The following is a 17,836-nucleotide window of genomic DNA, read 5'->3' on the forward strand; positions in this document are numbered from 1 at the left end:
CCCCTTAAATGCCTGTAGTTGTTGTAGAATCTCCGGCCAAAGCAAAAACAATCAACAAATATCTCGGCCCCGACTACACCGTTTTGGCCTCTTACGGCCATGTGCGGGACCTTCCTCCGAAGGATGGATCGGTTGATCCCGAGCATGAGTTTTCCATGAAATGGGAAGTTGGCAATGACAGCCGCAAGCATGTCAAAGCCATCGCTGACGCGCTGAAAGAAGACAACGCGCTGATCCTTGCAACCGACCCTGATCGTGAAGGCGAGGCGATCAGCTGGCACTTGCAAGAAGCTCTGACCAAGCGCCGTTCGATCAAGAAAGATACGCCGGTCAGCCGCGTAACGTTCAACGCCATCACCAAAGAAGCCGTCACCCAGGCAATGCAGAACCCGCGTGAGGTCGATATGCCGCTGGTCGAGGCCTATCTGGCACGCCGTGCGCTGGACTATCTGGTGGGCTTCAACCTTTCTCCCGTCCTTTGGCGCAAGCTGCCCGGAGCAAAGTCCGCCGGTCGCGTGCAATCGGTCTGTCTGCGCCTGATCGTCGAACGCGAGATGGAGATCGAGGCGTTCAAGCCGGTTGAATACTGGTCGGTTAAAGCGCTTTTCGAAACACCGCGCGGCCAGACCTATGAGGCCCGTCTGGTTACGCTAGCCGGGAAAAAGCTGGATAAACACGATCTGGCCAACGCCACGCAGGCGGAACTGGCGGTGCAGGCGATCACCAGCCGCGCGCTGAGCGTCACCTCGGTCGAAGCGAAACCGGCAGCCCGCAACCCCAGCGCGCCGTTCATGACGTCAACCTTACAACAAGAGGCCAGCCGCAAGTTCGGCATGGGTGCGCGCCACGCGATGCAGGTGGCGCAGCGGCTATATGAAGCCGGGTACATTACCTACATGCGAACCGACGGCATCGACATGGCCCCCGAGGCCGTGGCCGCGACCCGCGATACAATCGCGGACCGCTATGGCGCCGAATATGTGCCAGACAGCCCGCGCATGTATAAGAACAAGGCAAAGAACGCACAGGAAGCGCACGAGTGTATCCGCCCAACGGATATGTCACGCGATGCCAAGGCACTGAAGGTCACCGATGAGGATCAGCGCAAACTTTATGACCTGATCTGGAAACGCACCATTGCCTGCCAGATGGCCGCCGCCCGGTTGGAACGTACCACCGTCGAGATCGGCAGCGATGACGGGCAAGTCGGCCTGCGTGCCACCGGTCAGGTAGTTCTGTTTGATGGCTTCATGCGCGTTTATGAAGAAGGTCGCGACGATGTAGCCGATGACGACGAAAAGCGCTTGCCGCAGATCATGCAAGGCGATCCGGCACGTTTTGCCAAAACCTCACTGAAAGATCAGTTCGCGAAAGCCGAAGAAAAAGCCGCGATCCTGTCCGAGAACGAGGCCGTTCTGGCGTTGCAACACCACACCCAACCGCCGCCCCGCTATACCGAAGCCACCTTGGTAAAGCGGATGGAAGAGCTTGGGATCGGGCGTCCGTCAACCTATGCCTCGATCGTGACGACGATTCAGGACCGGGAATATGTGCGCAAGGACAAGAACCGGTTAATCCCCGAAGAAAAGGGCCGGATCGTTACGATCTTCTTGCTGAACTTCTTCCGGCAATATGTGGGTTATGAATTCACAGCCAATCTGGAAGAAGAGCTGGACGACGTCAGCGCCGGAGACCGCGATTACAAAGACCTGCTGGGCAAGTTCTGGCGCGATTTCTCGGCCGCTATCGGAGAGACATCCGAGCTACGGATTTCCGAAGTTCTGGACAAGTTGGATGAAACGCTGGCGCCGCAATTGTACCCGCCGCGTGAGGATGGATCGGATCCGCGCATCTGCCCAAAATGCGGTACCGGCCAACTGCATCTCAAAACCTCGCGCACGGGCGGTTTCGTCGGTTGCGGCAACTATCCCGAATGTACCTATACGCGCCCAATCGCGGGTGAAGGTGCCGAAGGGGATGAACGTTTGCTGGGCGAAGATGCGGGGGACGAGATCTGGCTGAAATCCGGTCGTTTCGGTCCTTACGTTCAACGCGGCGAACCCACGCCCGAGAACAAGAAGCCACCGCGCGCCTCTCTGCCGCGTGGTTGGAGCAAGGATGACATGGATCTGGACAAGGCACTGACGCTGTTGTCCCTGCCACGTCAGATCGGCGAACACCCGGAAGGTGGCATGATCAGCTCGAATTTCGGGCGGTTTGGCCCTTACCTGATGCATCAACTGCCGGAAGAGGCAAAGCCGGTTTACGCCAATCTCAAAGACCCAAACGATGTGTTCGAGATCGGCATGAACCGTGCCGTTGAAATGCTGGCCGAAAAACGCGCCAATCCAGGGCGCGGGCGTCGGGCCGCTGCCAAACCGTTGAAAGAGTTGGGTGAACATCCCGATGGCGGCGCGATGCAAGTTCTGGACGGGCGCTATGGGCCTTATGTGAAGTGGGAGAAGGTCAATGCGACCATTCCCAAGGACATCAAGCCCGAAGACGTGACGCAGGAAATGGCCATCGAACTGGTGAACGAACGCGCCGCCAAGAAGGGCACCAAGAAAAAGGCAGCCCCAAAGAAGAAGGCGGCAGCCAAGAAGACAACCAAGAAGGCGGCGGAATAGGTAGAAATACCAACACCCCCTTGGTTTCATTGACTTCCCCATGACGTGGCGGCACAACCTGCCCATCACCATGTCATTGGGGGAGTTTTCCATGAAGAAAGTCTATGCCAATGCCTCTGAAGCGCTCGACGGAGTGCTGTCGGATGGCATGCTGATTGCCGCAGGCGGGTTTGGCCTGTGCGGCATACCGGAGTTGTTGCTTGAGGCCATCAAGGATTCGGGCGTCAAAGACCTGAGCTTTGCATCGAACAATGCCGGTGTGGACGATTTCGGAATCGGCATCCTGCTGCAGACCAAGCAGGTCAAAAAGATGATCAGCTCATATGTCGGCGAAAATGCAGAATTCATGCGCCAGTATCTGAGCGGTGAGTTGGAACTGGAATTTAACCCGCAAGGTACTCTGGCTGAACGGATGCGCGCCGGCGGCGCTGGTATTCCGGGCTTTTACACCAAAACCGGTGTGGGCACCGTTATCGCCGATGGCAAGGAACACAAAGACTTCAACGGCGAGACCTACATCCTTGAAGAAGGCATCTTCGCCGATTTGGCCATCGTCAAGGCGTGGAAGGCGGATGACACCGGAAACCTCGTGTTCCGCAAGACCGCCCGAAATTTCAATGTGCCCGCGGCGACCTGCGGTAAAATTTGCGTGGCCGAAGTAGAAGAGATCGTTCCGCGCGGCTCATTGGATCCGGACTCAATTCACCTGCCCGGCATCTATGTGCATCGCATCATTCAGGGCGATCACGAAAAGCGCATCGAACAACGAACCACCCGCAAGAAGGAGGACGCATAATGCCCTGGGACCGCAATCAGATGGCCGCGCGCGCGGCAGAGGAACTGGAAGACGGCATGTATGTGAACCTCGGCATCGGGATCCCGACGCTGGTGGCGAACTATGTGGGTGACAAGGACATCACCCTGCAATCCGAAAACGGCATGCTGGGCATGGGCCCCTTCCCGTTTGAAGGCGAAGAAGACCCGGACCTGATCAATGCGGGCAAACAGACGATCACGGAACTTTCCCGCACCGCCTATTTCGACAGCGCCACATCCTTTGCCATGATCCGTGGCGGCAAGATCGCTGCGGCGATCCTGGGCGCAATGGAAGTGGATGAAAAAGGCGACCTGGCAAACTGGATGATTCCCGGCAAGCTGGTGAAAGGCATGGGCGGCGCGATGGACCTGGTCGCTGGTGTCGGCCGTGTCATCGTTGTGATGGATCACACCAACAAGCACGGCGACAGCAAGGTACTGAAAGAATGCACCCTGCCCCTGACAGGTAAAGGCGTGGTCGATCGCATTATCACCAATCTGGGTGTGCTGGATGTGGTCGAAGGTGGGCTGAAGATCGTCGAATTGGCCGATGGGGTCAGCGAAGACGAGATGCGCGCTTCGACCCAAGCGACACTTGTTTCTTAAAAGAACAAAGGTCCGCCGAATCAAGGCGGGCCTTATTCAGTTTGAGGTCTGGAACACGCAACCGTCAGAAATCAGATCGGGCGGCGTGGCACACAAGGCCTTTGCGATCTGGAATGCCGCCAGAACCTTGGGCACGTAGTCGCGGGTTTCAGTGTAAGGCGGAACGCCACTATGTTTGCGCACGGCCCCTTCACCCGCGTTATACCCGGCCAAAACCAGAATCGGATCATTCCCGAACTCTTCCATCAGCCAATTGAGGTATTTCACACCCCCGGCGATGTTCTGGTCTGGCTGAAGGCTGTCTTTCACACCAAAACGAGCTGCCGTGGCGGGCATGAGCTGCATAAGGCCCTGCGCGCCTGCGGAACTGATCGCATCTACCCGTCCTGCCGACTCGACCGAGATCACTGCCAGGACAAGTGCGGGCGAAACATTCGTTCCAACAGTTGAACGCAGAATCTCTTTGCCCTGCTGCTGCGCAATGTTCTGGAGTGTTTGCAGGCGGGGCGACCGGACATTGGTCGCAGCAAGGGCGGAAATAGCCGCATCCAGGCGCCCGGCCCCACCTTGGGCGATCTCGGGCGAGATCCTGTCCCAAAACGCCTTGTACGACCCTTTAGGATCACGCTTGGGTTTTAGGTCCGGCTGAACAGGCGGGGCAACTTCGGTGCGCGCAATAACGTCCGGCACCGAAATCTCAGCCCCTGTACTGGGTGCTGAGGGCTGCGTCGCATGTTCTTCTGCAGTAATCTGTACAGTCACCCGAGGGCGCTGCCCCGGTTGGGGCGCCTTGATCCGTTTGTACACGCCGCGCGGTTCAACCTCGGTCGCATCTACAGATGTGACACCCGATACGAGAAACGCCAGTACACCGGCGCATTGGAGTGCGGTCCGGAAATTCATTTGCCTGCCTCTTGTTTTCTTTTTAGGCGATTTGAACCCCGAATCTTCGCGCAAGGCCAGAAAAACAAAGCGAAATGGGGCAATTTCGCCTCATTTGACGCAATTTTGCACCGCCCATGATAGGAAGAACTCACCCAATCGAATTTTTAATTATTAATTTTCAATATGTTACAGATTTTCTAACCAAAAAGTTAAGTTGCACGGAAAAAAATCTGCGTTTGGCCCAATTCCTGCCACGCCCCACAGGCAAACATAGGTGCATACCGAGACGGACGGGAGCGGACTGAGAGAGAAAGCTCTGGAAGACGCCGAGGTTCATTAGACTTATTTAGATCCTTTAGGAGGGACGTAACATGATCAAGTTCATCAAGAACTTCCGCAAAGACGAAGACGGCGCAGTAACAGTTGACTGGGTTGTTCTGACCGCAGCAGTCATCGGCCTGGCAGCAGTTGCATACCAGCAGATCGAAGATGGCGCCACTGGCCTGGCAACCGGCGTGAACGAAGCGCTGAACGCCGCATCGCTGAGCACCGGTAGCAATAGCACCTCCGGTGGTATCACTAGCGAAGGTAAAAGCAACTAAGCTTTTAACCTAGCAGAATTCAGAGGCCGCGCCGCATTGGCGCGGCCTTTTTCATTTAAGGTGATATGCGCGTACCCCATGTCCCGCCACAACGATACGCAGACTGAATCTTGGAGTTGGACCAGGAAACTCTGAGCGATAACCACCACCTGCCTGATGAAGGCCAGAGCAAAAAAGAAATCTGCCCAAATTCAAGCCAATAAAACCTACGTTTCGCCCAATTTCCGCCATTCCCGCGCAATCATTTTTGTCAAAACTATTGCGAACACTGTGAAAAGAAATTGGAGACACAGACATGTTCAGGTTCCTTGACCGATTCAAGTCGGACGAAGCAGGAGCGGTGACAGTTGACTGGGTGGTGCTGACGGCAGTGCTCATTGGATTGTCTGGCGCGACTTACCTTGTGATTAGCTCCAGCGTTGACAGCCTCGGCGGCAATGCCAACGAAGCCATGAACGCTGCCGTTGTCAGCACCGGCTCGAATAGCGCGCCCGGCGGTATTGTGACAGAAGGCACGGCAGGCGGCGGAGGCTAAGCCCGGTCGCATCTTGCCTGCACCTGCCTAAGCTGGATAGGGTTATCGGCGTGCTAAAAAAACGCGACGTCCTTTGGGACGTGGCGTTTTTTTTTGCGTACACTGCGAACCAAGTTCGCTCCTATAGCCCAATATCCCGAGCAGAAAATTGTACGAATTTTGGCGTAGAAACTGACAAACAGACATATTTGTCCCACATTTCGACACAATTTGCTTTTAAGAATTAGGCTGTTTCAAAGCGACCTATTGGCCGTTTAGTGTTCGACCAAACAAAATAAAGAGGTACTCGCATGCGAGCGGTATTCGGACTTGTCCTGATTGTCGGCGTAGCTCTGGCCGGTGGCGCAGTCTATATGGCGCGCAACTATATCTCGGCCTACCAGAACGAGCTGGCGCGTCAAAGGCTGGCCGCAGAAGAAGCTCTGGCCAACGCCCAGGTCGAGGTGATTCCAACGGTAACTGTCTTTGTCTCGAATCGCGCACTGAGATATGGCGAACGTCTGACCCAAGAAGACATCCGTGCTGTGGATTGGCCGGAAAACGCGATTCCGGAAGGCACGTTCTCGGAGCTCACCGCATTGTTCCCTGAAAGTGGCCCCACTGAGCGTTTCGTGCTGAGAACGATGGAAAAAGACGAAGCAATCATGGCTGTCAAAATCACCGAGCCCGGTGAAAAGGCGGGGCTGACTTCACGCTTGGAAAAGGGAATGCGGGCATTCGCAATCAGTGTTGACGTTGCCTCGGGTGTTTCGGGCTTTTTGCGTCCAGGTGACAATGTTGACATCTACTGGACCGGCACCAGCGGCACCCTTGAAGGAAGTAGCAATGGCGGGATTACCAGATTGATCGAAGCCAATGTACAGCTGATCGCAGTCGACCAGACAGCAGGTTCCGACGTAACCAGCACGACAATCGCCCGAACGGTCACAGTTGCAGCAACACCTCAGCAGGTTGCAGCACTGGCTCAAGCCCAGAACTCCGGACGACTGTCTTTGGCACTTGTTGGTGTCGCCGATGAATCTGTTGCGTCAACGATTGAAGTCGACCAACGCACGTTGCTTGGTATTCAAGCTGCTGCTCCGGAACCAGAAAAAAAAGTTGAAGAGGTTTGCACAACCCGCATCAGACGCGGCGGTGAGATCGTCAACGTGCCTATTCCCTGCACAAACTGACGCCAATTCAGAACCTTACAAGATCAGAGCCGCACCTTGGGTGCGGTTCTTTTTTTATGGTTGTTGCCAATTCTCCACATAAGGAACAATCCAGAAACCATTGATTATTGCAATAAATTTGGAATTCGCGCAGTCTGTTTTTCTATAGGGCATAAGACCCAAAAAAACGAGGCGTGATCGGAGAGGCAGGTCACATGACAATACGTTCCTGGATCAGCGCAACCCTGCTGGGGTTGTCGCTTGTTGTTAGTCCGGTTGGCGACGCCGCCTGGGCTGAAACTTTGCGCGTGGTAAAAAAGGGTACAGTGGAAACGCTGGATGTCCCAATGAACCGCGCAATCGTCGTTGAAAGCGAACAACCCTTTGCAGAGCTCAGCATTGCAAATGCGGGCATCGCGGACATCTCGTCGTTGTCGGACCGGACAATTTATGTTCTGGGCAAGGCCCCTGGCCTAACGACACTGACGCTGTTTGACGGGGCTGGCAACTTGCTGGCCAACGTACGCGTACGCGTTTCACCAGATGTTACAGAGTTTAAAGAACGCTTGCGTCAGATTCTACCGGATGAACCCATTGAAGTTCGGACCGCAAATGACGGCATCGTCTTATCCGGGACAGTTTCAGGCTCGGCCAAACTGGCGCGTGCTCTGGAACTGGCCGAACGCTACGCACCAGAACGCGTCTCGAACCTGATGTCGGTCGGTGGCGTTCAGCAGGTAATGCTGAAGGTTCGGTTTGCAGAAATGAACCGGTCTGTGGCGAAAAGTCTTACAGCGTCACTTGGTTTTGGCGGTGGCGACACGACTGGTGGCTTCAATACACTCAACAACCAGTTCGCCCTGAACAACGCCTTGAACAACAACATTCCGGCACTTCAGGCGAACACAGGTGCGATTCTATTTGGCTTTGGCGCAGGCTCGACGCAGGTTCGGCTGTTGCTGGAAGCCCTTGAAACCAAAGGTCTTGCCCGCAGCTTGGCGGAACCCAACCTGTCGGCCTTGTCCGGGCAAGAGGCATCCTTCCTCGCCGGTGGTGAGGTCCCAATTCCGGTCCCGCAAGAAGAAGGTGTCGTGACCATCGAATTTAAACCCTTCGGTGTTGAGATGGACTTTATCCCCCGCGTGGTGGATGGCGACCTGATCAACCTGGAAATGGCCACTGCGGTCTCAAGCATCGATGACAGCTCGGACTTCACCATCAACGGTGACTCGGTTCCCAGCTTCATCACGCGCCGTGCAAAAACCACGATTGAATTGCGTGACGGTGAGAGCTTTGCCATTGCGGGTCTGATCCAAGACGACTTTGCGGATCTGAGCAACCAAGTTCCGTGGCTGGGTGATGTCCCGATACTGGGTGCACTGTTCCGCAGCGCTGACTACCGACGCGAGCAGAGCGAGCTTGTGGTCATCATCACTGCGCATCTGGTCACACCTACACGCGGTGAAGCACTGGCGCTTCCAACCGACCGGGTCAAACCGCCCAGCGAATTTGATCTGTTCGTTAACGGCCAAGTTGCACGAACACAGCGTGTCGGAGCTGGAGGCGCATCCGAGGTTGCCCGTCAGGACTTCGGTAGCTCCTACGGCTATGTCCTAGATTGATCAGGAGGATCGGACCAATGCAGAAGTGGATAATCACACTGGGTCTTACGGTCGCTGTTGCCGCATGTACGCGTGAAGCAGGATACGAGATCGATGCTGGAACCTTCGGAAACGCGACACTGAACAATATCCAGGTTCAGAATGGCGAACTGACATACGCCCAGATCCTCAGCCGTCGATTTGCTGCGGATGTACCAAGCCAAGTGAACTTTGCCTTTAACAGCTCACAACTGGACGCATCCGCCCAGCGGATTCTGCTGCAACAGGCCGACTGGATCAAACAATTCCCTGAGGCCCGGTTCCGAGTTTATGGTCACACCGATGCCGTAGGCTCGACCAGCTACAACAAAAGTCTTGGTATGCGCCGGGCTCAGGCCGTCGTGAGCTTCCTTGAACGGCAAGGGATTTCACGATCCCGCTTGGAAGCCGTCGTGTCCTTTGGCAAGGCTCAGCCTTTGATCGCCACCCAGGAACGCGATCGCCGTAACCGCCGGACTGTGACAGAAGTTTCGGGCTTTGTTGATGGCAACCGACAGCTTCTCGACGGTAAATACGCCGAAGTCATTTACCGCGAGTACATAGAAAGCGCGACCGCAAAAAGCTTGATCGAAGACGTGACAGCAGAAGACGGCGAAGGTGGATAATTCACTCGAAATGGGCGGCATCGTCGCCCATTTCCCTACAATTGGTTCTTTTGCGCCCAATTCTCGCCCAACTTCAAAGCAACATTGTGAACAATAGGGTGACCTGCGGCCAAATTTGACCGTATTGGGGCGACAGCACATCAATCTGGCGGATTTCGTTCATATGACATGCTGAGCCCTCACGACGAGGATAGTGTTTATGACCAGCGCGACGCCGCAAGATGACGAAACAGCAATTTTGGCCTGCACCATCAGCCGGGATGTCCAGAATTTCGATCTTTTGATCGAAGACATGGAGGCCATTCTGGGAGAGCGTTGGGGTGATCTGGGCTTTGCCGAGGCGCTGGCCTTTTTTAGCCAACCAGAAGCTGAAACACTTGAATTCGTAGCATTGGCTATCGACGGCGAGGATGAAGACAGTCTCTCGCTGATGGGTGAGATCATCACACAAGCCAAGGAAAAGAAGATCAAAGTTGTCCTGATCGCCGAGGATGTAACTCCCGCCTCGCTGCATCAACTGCTGCGTAAGGGCGCTGACGAATTCGTCCCCTACCCGCTTCCGGAAGGTGAATTGCAGGAAGCGATTGAGCGCATGAAACAGCCCGACCCCGTCGCAGTCGCACAGGCCGCCGCAGTGCCTTTGGCCAAAGGGGACTCAAAGGAAGGAGCGTTGTTCGTCGTACACGGGCTGGCTGGCGGTGTGGGCGCGACCACTATGGCCGTCAACCTGGCCTGGGAGCTTGCCTGCGCGTCGGACAAGGATGCACCGTCTGTTTGCCTGATCGATCTGGATCTGCAGTACGGGACCGTGTCCACCTATCTGGATCTTCCGCGGCGCGAAACGGTCTTTGAGATGTTGTCAGACACAGAGTCGATGGACAATGAAGTTTTTTCACAAGCCCTTCAAACATATGAAGAAAAGCTACAAGTACTGACAGCGCCGTCCGACATGGTGCCTTTGGATCTGATTACGCCAGACGATATTCAGCGTGTCATTGACATGGCGCGTGCGCATTTTGACTACGTGATCGTCGATATGCCCAAAACGCTGGTCCTGTGGTCCGAAACCGTGTTGCAGGCAGCACATGTGTACTTCGCTATGATCGAACTGGACATGCGTTCTGCTCAGAATGCATTGCGTTTGAAACGCGCCTTGCAAGCAGAAGAGCTGCCGTTCAACAAACTGCGCTTTGCGCTGAACCGCGCGCCCAAGTTTACCGATCTCAACGGTAAGAGCCGGGTAAAGCGTATGGGCGAAAGCCTTGGTATCTCAATTGATCTGCAATTGCCCGACGGGGGCAAACCAGTCATGCAAAGCGGTGACCACGGTCTCCCGCTGGCAAACTCGGCCGCCAAAAATCCATTGCGCCGGGAAATCGCGAAACTGGCGAAATCGCTTCACAGCCTTGGTAGCAGCAGCGCCGAAGAAGCTGCGTAACAACTTACCAAAGGGGTACCTGCCGTGTTTTCAAGATATAAAAAACCGTCCGCTGCACAGCCCGTGAAAACGCCGGCACAAACTGCCGAGCCGGCAGCGCCCGTTGCAGAGGCCCCCGCGACTACGACTGCGGTTGCACGCAAACCCCAAAAGAAGAAACCCGGCGAGGTTGCGGGTTCTGATCGTGATCGCAAACGCAAGGAACGGCTGGGCGAGATCAAAATCGAACTGCACCGGGAACTGCTGGAGAACCTGAACCTTGCCGCGTTGGAAAACGCGGGCGAAGCTGAATTGCGTGCTGAAATCAGCGCAATTGCCAGTGAGGTGCTGGAAACCAGGAATATTGTTCTGAACCGCGAAGACCGGTCGCAGTTGAACAAGGAACTATATGACGAGGTGACGGGCCTCGGCCCGCTCGAAACTCTGCTGCAGGACGATACGGTCAACGATATTCTGGTGAACGGCCCCCAGCAGATTTTCGTGGAACGCGCCGGTAAGCTGGAACTCAGCGACATTACGTTCAAGGACGAAAAACACCTGATGCGGATCATCGACAAGATCGTGTCCGCTGTGGGCCGTCGTGTCGACGAATCAAACCCTTACGTTGACGCCCGACTGGCGGATGGATCGCGTTTTAACGCCATGGTTCCACCAATTGCCGTGGATGGATCGCTGGTTTCGATTCGTAAGTTCAAGAAAGACAAGCTTGGCATCGACGATCTGGTCAATTTCGGCGCGTTCACCGAAGAAATGGCAGCATATTTGCAAGCCGCAGTGTCAACCCGCCTGAACGTGATCGTTTCCGGCGGTACCGGTTCGGGTAAAACCACGACGCTGAACGCGCTTTCCAGTTTTATCGATGATGCCGAGCGTATTCTGACCATCGAGGATACGGCAGAACTTCAGCTGCAACAGACACACGTGGGTCGGATGGAAAGCCGTCCGCCCAACGTGGAAGGCAAAGGCGAAGTCAGCCCACGCGACTGCCTGAAAAACGCCCTGCGTATGCGCCCTGACCGCATCATCGTGGGTGAGACGCGTGGCGCGGAAGTGATCGACATGTTGCAGGCGATGAACACCGGCCACGATGGATCAATGACCACGATCCACGCCAACTCGGCCCGTGACGGTATTTCGCGTCTGGAAAACATGATCGCCATGGCCGGGATCGAAATGCCGATCAAGGCCGTCCGCAGCCAGATTTCGTCCGCTGTGAACTTGATCGTACAGGCAAGCCGTCTGCAGGACGGTTCGCGCCGCATGACCTCGATCACCGAGATTACGGGCATGGAAGGCGATGTGATTTCGATGCAGGAAATCTTTCGTTTTCAACGTGTTGGCCTGACACCCGACAACAAGATCATCGGGCATTTCACCGCAACCGGCGTGCGCAGCCACTATTCGGAACGCTTCCGTTTGTGGGGCTTTGATCTGCCTGCGTCGATCTACGACCCAACCACAATGTAGGAGAACCGGGTATGCAATTGCCTATGGAGGCGATCATTTATGTCGCCATCTTTGTGGGGGTTCTTGCCCTGGTTGAAGGGATTTATCTTGTCGCCTTTGGCAAGTCCATCAGCCTGAACAGCCGAGTAAATCGCCGCCTGGACATGTTGGAAAAGGGTGCCGGGCGCGAACAGGTGCTGGAACAGCTGCGCAAAGAAATGCAGCAGCATATGAAATCGCAAAGCATTCCCTTGTACTCCCTGCTCGCGGACAAGGCTCAGAAGGCGGCGATTGCGTTTTCACCTCGTCAGTTGATCATGATCATGGCTTTGGTGTCCGGCGTCGCTTTTGTCGGGCTGAGCATCGGCACAGCCACAGATACCGCGCTGCGGGCAGCAATCTCGATCGCGATTGGTATCGGCGGCGTTTACGCGTGGGTCAATCACAAGGCCAAGAAACGCATGAGTATGATCGAAGAACAACTGCCTGACGCGGTTGAACTGATGGTCCGCTCGCTGCGCGTCGGCAACCCATTTGTTTCGACCATTCAAGTAGTTTCAAACGAAGTCCAGGATCCGCTTGGCACCGAATTTGGGGTCATTGCAGACGAATGCGCCTATGGCCGCGACGTTGGCGAGGCGTTGAAAGATATGGCCGAGCGCTTGGACATGCAGGATCTACGCTTTTTGGCCGTAGCTGTTGGCATTCAGCAGCAATCAGGGGGTAACTTGGCTGAAATTCTGGCCGGCCTCGCCCAAGTGATCCGGGCTCGCTTCCGCCTCTTCCGCCGTGTGAAGGCCATCACCGCCGAGGCCCAGTGGTCCGGCAAGTTTCTGTCAGGCTTCCCGCTTGCCTGCTTGGTTTTCATCCTGGTCAAAGACCCGGGCTATTATGACGACGTATTGGACCATCCCTGGTTCATTCCCGCCTGTTTCGTTGTCGCCATTATGCTGACATTGAACCTGATCGTCATGAAGATCATCACAAACATCAAGGTCTGAGGGCGCATCATGGAATTTCTGACCAGCATCAATGACCTGTTGACCCAGCATCTGGGCGAGTTCGGGCCACTTATCGTTGTCGGCATCCTGGGTCTGATAATGATCCTCGTGGCAGTTTCTCTGATGATGAATCAGCCGGAAGACCCGTTGAAGAAACTGCAAAGATCAAACGCAGCCCCCAAAAAGCAAACAAAGGACAAAAAGGAACGGCTTCGCAACTCAAGCCGCAATGAGCAGCTTGAGAAATTTGCAACGTTCCTTGAGCCGAAAAACGAAGAAGAATACTCGGCCGTTGAACTGAAACTGCGCCAGGCCGGTTATCGGTCGAAAGACTCGGTGCGTTTCTTCCATTTCGCGCAGTTTTCGCTGGGTATTATTGGTATCCTGGTCGGAGTTCTTTTGATTACGGTGTTTTCCGGCGGTCAGGAATTCACCGGCCAACAGATGATTATCCGGATCTTTGTTCCAGGCGCGATTGGTTACTTCGCACCCAAGTATTGGATCACGCGTCGGGTAGAAGAACGGAAAGAGGCCATTACCGCAGGCTTTCCTGACACGCTTGACCTGATGCTGGTTTGCGTGGAAGCCGGACAATCACTGGATCAGGCCATCGTTCGAGTGTCGAGCGAAATGAGCGCCTCCTACCCCGACATCGCGCAGGAATTCGAAATCGTCGCCCACGAGATGAAAGCCGGTAAGGACAAAGACACTGTTCTACGTGACTTCGGCACGCGGTGTGGTGTGCAGGATGTGAACTCGTTTGTGACTGTGATGATCCAGTCGGCGACTTTTGGTACATCCATTGCCGAAGCTCTGCGGGTTTACGCTGGTGAGATGCGTGACAAGCGCGTCATGCGCGCCGAAGAAGCTGCGAACAAGTTGCCGACAAAGATGACTCTTGTCACAATGATGCTGACCGTACCGCCGCTGCTGATTATTCTGATTGGTCCGTCGGTAAGGGTCATTTCGAGTTTTGGACGCGCGGGCGGATAGAACCCTATGAAAGCTGAATTCAGGTGCTTCCCTCTCGGGGTTCGCCGAATACTCTGGGCCACCACAGTTTGCGCTGTGGTGGCTTCCTGCACGGAAGGGCCGTCATCGAACGGTCTGGATGCACCGGGTGTTGATCACAATGCCCAAGCAGAAGACAGCATAACGGTTGGCAACAGGTTAATGGCCGCCGGAGAATATGAACTGGCATTGGAATCCTTTTCCCGCGCGGCTTTGGATCAGGGTATGACAACTCAGATCCTGACGTCTCTGGGTACAGCCAATCTTGGCTTGCGACGACTGGGCCAGGCTGAAACGCTGCTGCGCCGCGCCGTTGAGGACGATCCTGACTGGCCGGTTGCCTGGAACAATCTGGGCGTTCTGCTGATGGAAAAACAGGAATACCCCGAGGCCGCACAGGTGTTTCAACGGGCGTTTGCTTTGGACAATGGCGAAAGTGACGCAATCCGAGACAATCTGCGCTTAGCACTCGCAAAAATGGAAAATCCTGTTAATACTACTGTTCAAGAACAAGAATACACACTGGAACAGCAGGGCGATGGGCAATTTACGCTCCGCAAGATCCAGTAATTGAGGCAAGAGCAGTAAAGGACGCAAAAAATGCGCCAGCAATTCTTGATTCCGACTGTCATTATCAGCGGTCTGATCCTTTCGGCCTGTGCAAAGGAAACCGAAGAGGAAAAGGTTGAACGCACCTTTCAAGAGGTGAACGTCATTGACGAAACAAACTTGAACGATGTGCTTCTGAACGCAGCAGACCCCAATGAGGCTGTGACCTATTTCCATGGTGCCGCGAGCAAGAACCCTGACCGGATTGATCTTCAGCGCGGACTGGCTATTTCACTGGGCCGGGCCAAACGCACGACCGAAGCCGCCACCGCCTGGAAACGCGTGACGACTATGAAGGGCACGAACGCCGCTGACAAAGTCGAATACGCAGACGCATTGGTTCGCAACGGCGACTGGGCACAAGCCAAGACGGTGCTGGATTCCGTTCCACCGACCTTTGAAACCTTCAAACGGTACCGCCTTGAAGCAGTGGTTGCGGATTCACGCAAAGAATGGAAGCGGGCAGATCACTTTTATGAAACCGCTGTAGGTCTGACCACTCGGCCAGGCAGTGTGATGAACAACTGGGGTTATTCAAAACTGACCCGTGGGCAATATGCCGAGGCCGAACGCCTGTTCACTGACGCTATCCGTCAGGACAGTTCTTTGTTCACTGCCAAGAACAATCTTGTCCTCGCTCGGTCGGCGCAGGGAAATTATAGCTTGCCGGTCGTTCCGATGAGCCAGATCGAACGCGCACGGCTGTTGAACACGATGGCCATTTCAGCGGTCAAGCAAGGCGACGTTACCACCGCCAAGAACCTGTTCCGCGAAGCGATCGCAACGCATCCGCAGCATTTTGACGAAGCGGTCCGCTCGCTTCGTGCGCTTGAAGGGACCTGATACATGCACATCCCCGCAGCCGCCGCGGCTTGGTTTTTGCCGTTTGTGCTGCCGATCTGTTTTTACGTCGCCTTCACCGATATGCGTGACATGCGGATCAAAAACCACGCAGTTTACGCGCTGGCGCTCGTCTTTGTGGTGGTTGGTCTGATCGCGCTTCCACCCTGGTCCTCGGAATGGCTGAGCGGAAGTCTGGGGCCTCTGTCTGTGTCGTTGCCGGTATATGGCTGGCAACTGCTTCATATCGTTGTGATTTTGCTTTTAGGTATCGTTCTGAATGCCGCAGGAGCCATGGGCGCAGGTGACGCCAAGTTTATGGCGGCAGCGTCAGCCTTTCTCTGGTCGAACGACTTCATGGTTATCGTAATGATCCTTATGGCCTGCATTCTGGCTGCTGTTGTCACACATCGGCTGGCCAAGCACACACCGCTGCGGGCCATTGCACCACATTGGGAAAGCTGGGATCGTGGCAAACAGTTCCCAATGGGTCTGGCTCTGGCAGGCTCACTGGCCATGTATCTGATTTTGGGCACTGTTCTCGGATCGTAAACTATCATCAGCACGCCTTGCGATTGCCTTTGTCCCGCCACAAAGCTGGGTCACTTTTTCTCCAAACCGCCCCCATTCGGGCATTTGGCGTGACAATTTGACGAACGAGCAACGCGCATGAATATGCAGACTTCCGCAGTTATGGCCCCCCCTGCCCCAAAAGGCCTGGGTGAAATGAGACTTCCGCTGGTGATGATGCGGGACATTATGCTGAAAACCGTCTTCCGCAAAAATGCCAGCACCGTTTCTGAAATCGCAGAAGCCATCTGTCTGCCTGGTGCTGTGACGCAGGAATTGGTCGACATAGCACGTGACCAGAAACTGCTGGAAGCGACCGGAACGCTGAATGCCAACAGTGGTAACGAGATGGGGTATCAGCTGACCGATGCCGGCAAGGCCCGTGCATTGGACGCGCTCAGCCAATCAGAGTATTTCGGCGCAATGCCTGTTCCGCTGGACGTGTATCGCGAGCAGGTCAAACGCCAGTCTATCCGCAACATCCAAGTCACCAGAGAGCAACTGGTTGGTGCAATGGGTCATCTGGTTCTGCCCGACAGTCTGCTGGACCACTTGGGCCCTGCGGTCAGCGCAGGCCGGTCGATCCTTATGTACGGCCCTCCGGGTAACGGTAAATCCTCGATTTCGAACGGTATCCGCGACGCGCTTGGGGACAACGTCTATGTGCCTTACGCCATCGAATATGCCGGTCAGGTGATCACCGTCTATGATCCGATCGTACACACTGCGATCGAGCAAGAGCCAGACGACCCCAACAGCCTGCGTCGCCGCAAACGGTTTGATTCGCGCTACGTCCAATGTGAACGACCCACGGTTGTGACCGGTGGTGAACTGTCGCTGAGCATGCTGGATCTAGTCTACAACCCGACCGCGCGCACATATCAGGCCCCACTGCAGCTGAAATCGACCGGCGGCATCTTCATCGTGGATGACCTTGGCCGTCAGGCCGAACCACCACAGGCGCTGGTGAACCGTTGGATCGTTCCGCTGGAAGAGAACAAGGATATCCTTGGCCTGCAATCGGGTGAGAAATTCGAAGTGCCGTTTGACACGCTGGTCATCTTCTCGACCAACTTCCACCCGAACGAGATCTTCGACCAAGCGGCGTTGCGCCGGATCTTCTTCAAAATCAAAATCGACGGTCCGAACCAGGAAAACTTCCTGAAAATCTTTGCCATGGTGGCCCGCAAACGCGGAATGCCGCTGGATGAGGCAGCGCTGGTGCACCTGCTGAAGGTCAAATACCCGACCATCAACAACATCTACGCAAATTATCAGCCGATCTTCCTGATCGATCAGATGATCTCGATCTGCGAGTTCGAAGGCATCCCCTATCAGATGAGCCCCGAACTGATCGACCGTGCTTGGGCCAACATGTTCGTAAAAGACGAAAAAATCGTCAAATAACGCCATGCCAATTCCTCCGCCGGGCG

The 17,836-nt window shown here is 55.2% G+C and carries 17 protein-coding genes; 16 read left to right on the forward strand and 1 reads right to left on the reverse strand.

Annotation, left to right across the window (positions count from 1 at the left end; all coding sequences use genetic code 11):
* The first annotated feature begins 8 nt into the window (after nucleotides 1–8).
* The 3 genes from topA to GS636_RS09455 all read left to right on the forward strand — a co-directional run bounded on the left by topA (nucleotide 9) and on the right by GS636_RS09455 (nucleotide 4,049).
* Nucleotides 9–2,627, forward strand: coding sequence for a type I DNA topoisomerase (topA, locus tag GS636_RS09445; RefSeq protein ID WP_171669272.1), 2,619 nt, complete (start codon nucleotides 9–11; stop codon nucleotides 2,625–2,627).
* A 91-nt stretch (nucleotides 2,628–2,718) separates the two neighbouring features.
* Nucleotides 2,719–3,423 (forward strand): CoA transferase subunit A, encoded by a 705-nt coding sequence (locus GS636_RS09450; RefSeq protein ID WP_171094159.1) that lies wholly within the window; start codon nucleotides 2,719–2,721, stop codon nucleotides 3,421–3,423.
* The gene (locus GS636_RS09455) at nucleotides 3,423–4,049 is read left to right on the forward strand and encodes a CoA transferase subunit B (protein WP_171186871.1); all 627 of its coding nucleotides are present in this window, start codon (nucleotides 3,423–3,425) and stop codon (nucleotides 4,047–4,049) included. Before GS636_RS09450 ends, GS636_RS09455 begins: the two co-directional genes overlap by 1 nt.
* A 36-nt stretch (nucleotides 4,050–4,085) precedes the next feature.
* On the opposite strand, the gene GS636_RS09460 is transcribed toward GS636_RS09455, so the two are convergent.
* Nucleotides 4,086–4,952 carry a lytic transglycosylase domain-containing protein gene (locus GS636_RS09460; protein ID WP_171669273.1) on the reverse strand — a complete coding sequence of 289 codons (867 nt, stop codon included), beginning with the start codon at nucleotides 4,950–4,952 and terminating at the stop codon, nucleotides 4,086–4,088.
* 353 nt (nucleotides 4,953–5,305) lie between these two features.
* On the opposite strand from GS636_RS09460, the gene GS636_RS09465 reads away from it, so the two are divergent.
* The 13 genes from GS636_RS09465 (at nucleotide 5,306) to GS636_RS09525 (ending at nucleotide 17,810) form a co-directional block, all read left to right on the forward strand.
* Nucleotides 5,306–5,536, forward strand: a complete 231-nt coding sequence (locus tag GS636_RS09465) for a Flp family type IVb pilin (protein ID WP_171186875.1) — start codon at nucleotides 5,306–5,308, stop codon at nucleotides 5,534–5,536.
* A 295-nt stretch (nucleotides 5,537–5,831) separates the two neighbouring features.
* Entirely contained in the window at nucleotides 5,832–6,071 is a 240-nt protein-coding gene (locus GS636_RS09470) for a hypothetical protein (protein WP_171186689.1), read from the forward strand.
* A gap of 290 nt (nucleotides 6,072–6,361) precedes the next feature.
* Entirely contained in the window at nucleotides 6,362–7,243 is an 882-nt protein-coding gene (gene cpaB / locus GS636_RS09475; RefSeq protein ID WP_171669274.1) for a Flp pilus assembly protein CpaB, read from the forward strand.
* Nucleotides 7,244–7,437: 194 nt separating this feature from the next.
* Nucleotides 7,438–8,844, forward strand: a complete 1,407-nt coding sequence (locus GS636_RS09480; protein ID WP_171669275.1) for a type II and III secretion system protein family protein — start codon at nucleotides 7,438–7,440, stop codon at nucleotides 8,842–8,844.
* Nucleotides 8,845–8,861: 17 nt separating this feature from the next.
* Nucleotides 8,862–9,488 (forward strand): OmpA family protein, encoded by a 627-nt coding sequence (locus GS636_RS09485; protein WP_171669276.1) that lies wholly within the window; start codon nucleotides 8,862–8,864, stop codon nucleotides 9,486–9,488.
* 199 nt (nucleotides 9,489–9,687) lie between these two features.
* The gene (locus tag GS636_RS09490; RefSeq protein WP_171094169.1) at nucleotides 9,688–10,926 is read left to right on the forward strand and encodes an AAA family ATPase; all 1,239 of its coding nucleotides are present in this window, start codon (nucleotides 9,688–9,690) and stop codon (nucleotides 10,924–10,926) included.
* 24 nt (nucleotides 10,927–10,950) lie between these two features.
* Nucleotides 10,951–12,393 (forward strand): CpaF family protein, encoded by a 1,443-nt coding sequence (locus GS636_RS09495; protein WP_171094170.1) that lies wholly within the window; start codon nucleotides 10,951–10,953, stop codon nucleotides 12,391–12,393.
* 11 nt (nucleotides 12,394–12,404) lie between these two features.
* Entirely contained in the window at nucleotides 12,405–13,373 is a 969-nt protein-coding gene (locus tag GS636_RS09500) for a type II secretion system F family protein (protein ID WP_171186884.1), read from the forward strand.
* A gap of 9 nt (nucleotides 13,374–13,382) precedes the next feature.
* On the forward strand, nucleotides 13,383–14,366 hold the full coding sequence (locus GS636_RS09505; RefSeq protein ID WP_171186886.1) for a type II secretion system F family protein: 984 nt from the start codon (nucleotides 13,383–13,385) through the stop codon (nucleotides 14,364–14,366).
* Nucleotides 14,367–14,372: 6 nt separating this feature from the next.
* Nucleotides 14,373–14,954: a tetratricopeptide repeat protein gene (locus GS636_RS09510; protein WP_171186887.1), complete on the forward strand. Its 582-nt coding sequence runs from the start codon at nucleotides 14,373–14,375 to the stop codon at nucleotides 14,952–14,954.
* A 30-nt stretch (nucleotides 14,955–14,984) separates the two neighbouring features.
* Entirely contained in the window at nucleotides 14,985–15,836 is an 852-nt protein-coding gene (locus tag GS636_RS09515) for a lipopolysaccharide assembly protein LapB (protein ID WP_171186889.1), read from the forward strand.
* Between the two features lie 3 nt (nucleotides 15,837–15,839).
* Nucleotides 15,840–16,385, forward strand: a complete 546-nt coding sequence (locus tag GS636_RS09520) for a prepilin peptidase (RefSeq protein WP_171669277.1) — start codon at nucleotides 15,840–15,842, stop codon at nucleotides 16,383–16,385.
* Nucleotides 16,386–16,502: 117 nt separating this feature from the next.
* On the forward strand, nucleotides 16,503–17,810 hold the full coding sequence (locus GS636_RS09525) for an ATPase (RefSeq protein WP_171669278.1): 1,308 nt from the start codon (nucleotides 16,503–16,505) through the stop codon (nucleotides 17,808–17,810).
* Nucleotides 17,811–17,836: the final 26 nt, after the last annotated feature.

It is taken from the genome of Ruegeria sp. HKCCD4884, assembly GCF_013110855.1.
In the GTDB taxonomy this organism is placed as follows: Bacteria; Pseudomonadota; Alphaproteobacteria; order Rhodobacterales; family Rhodobacteraceae; genus Ruegeria.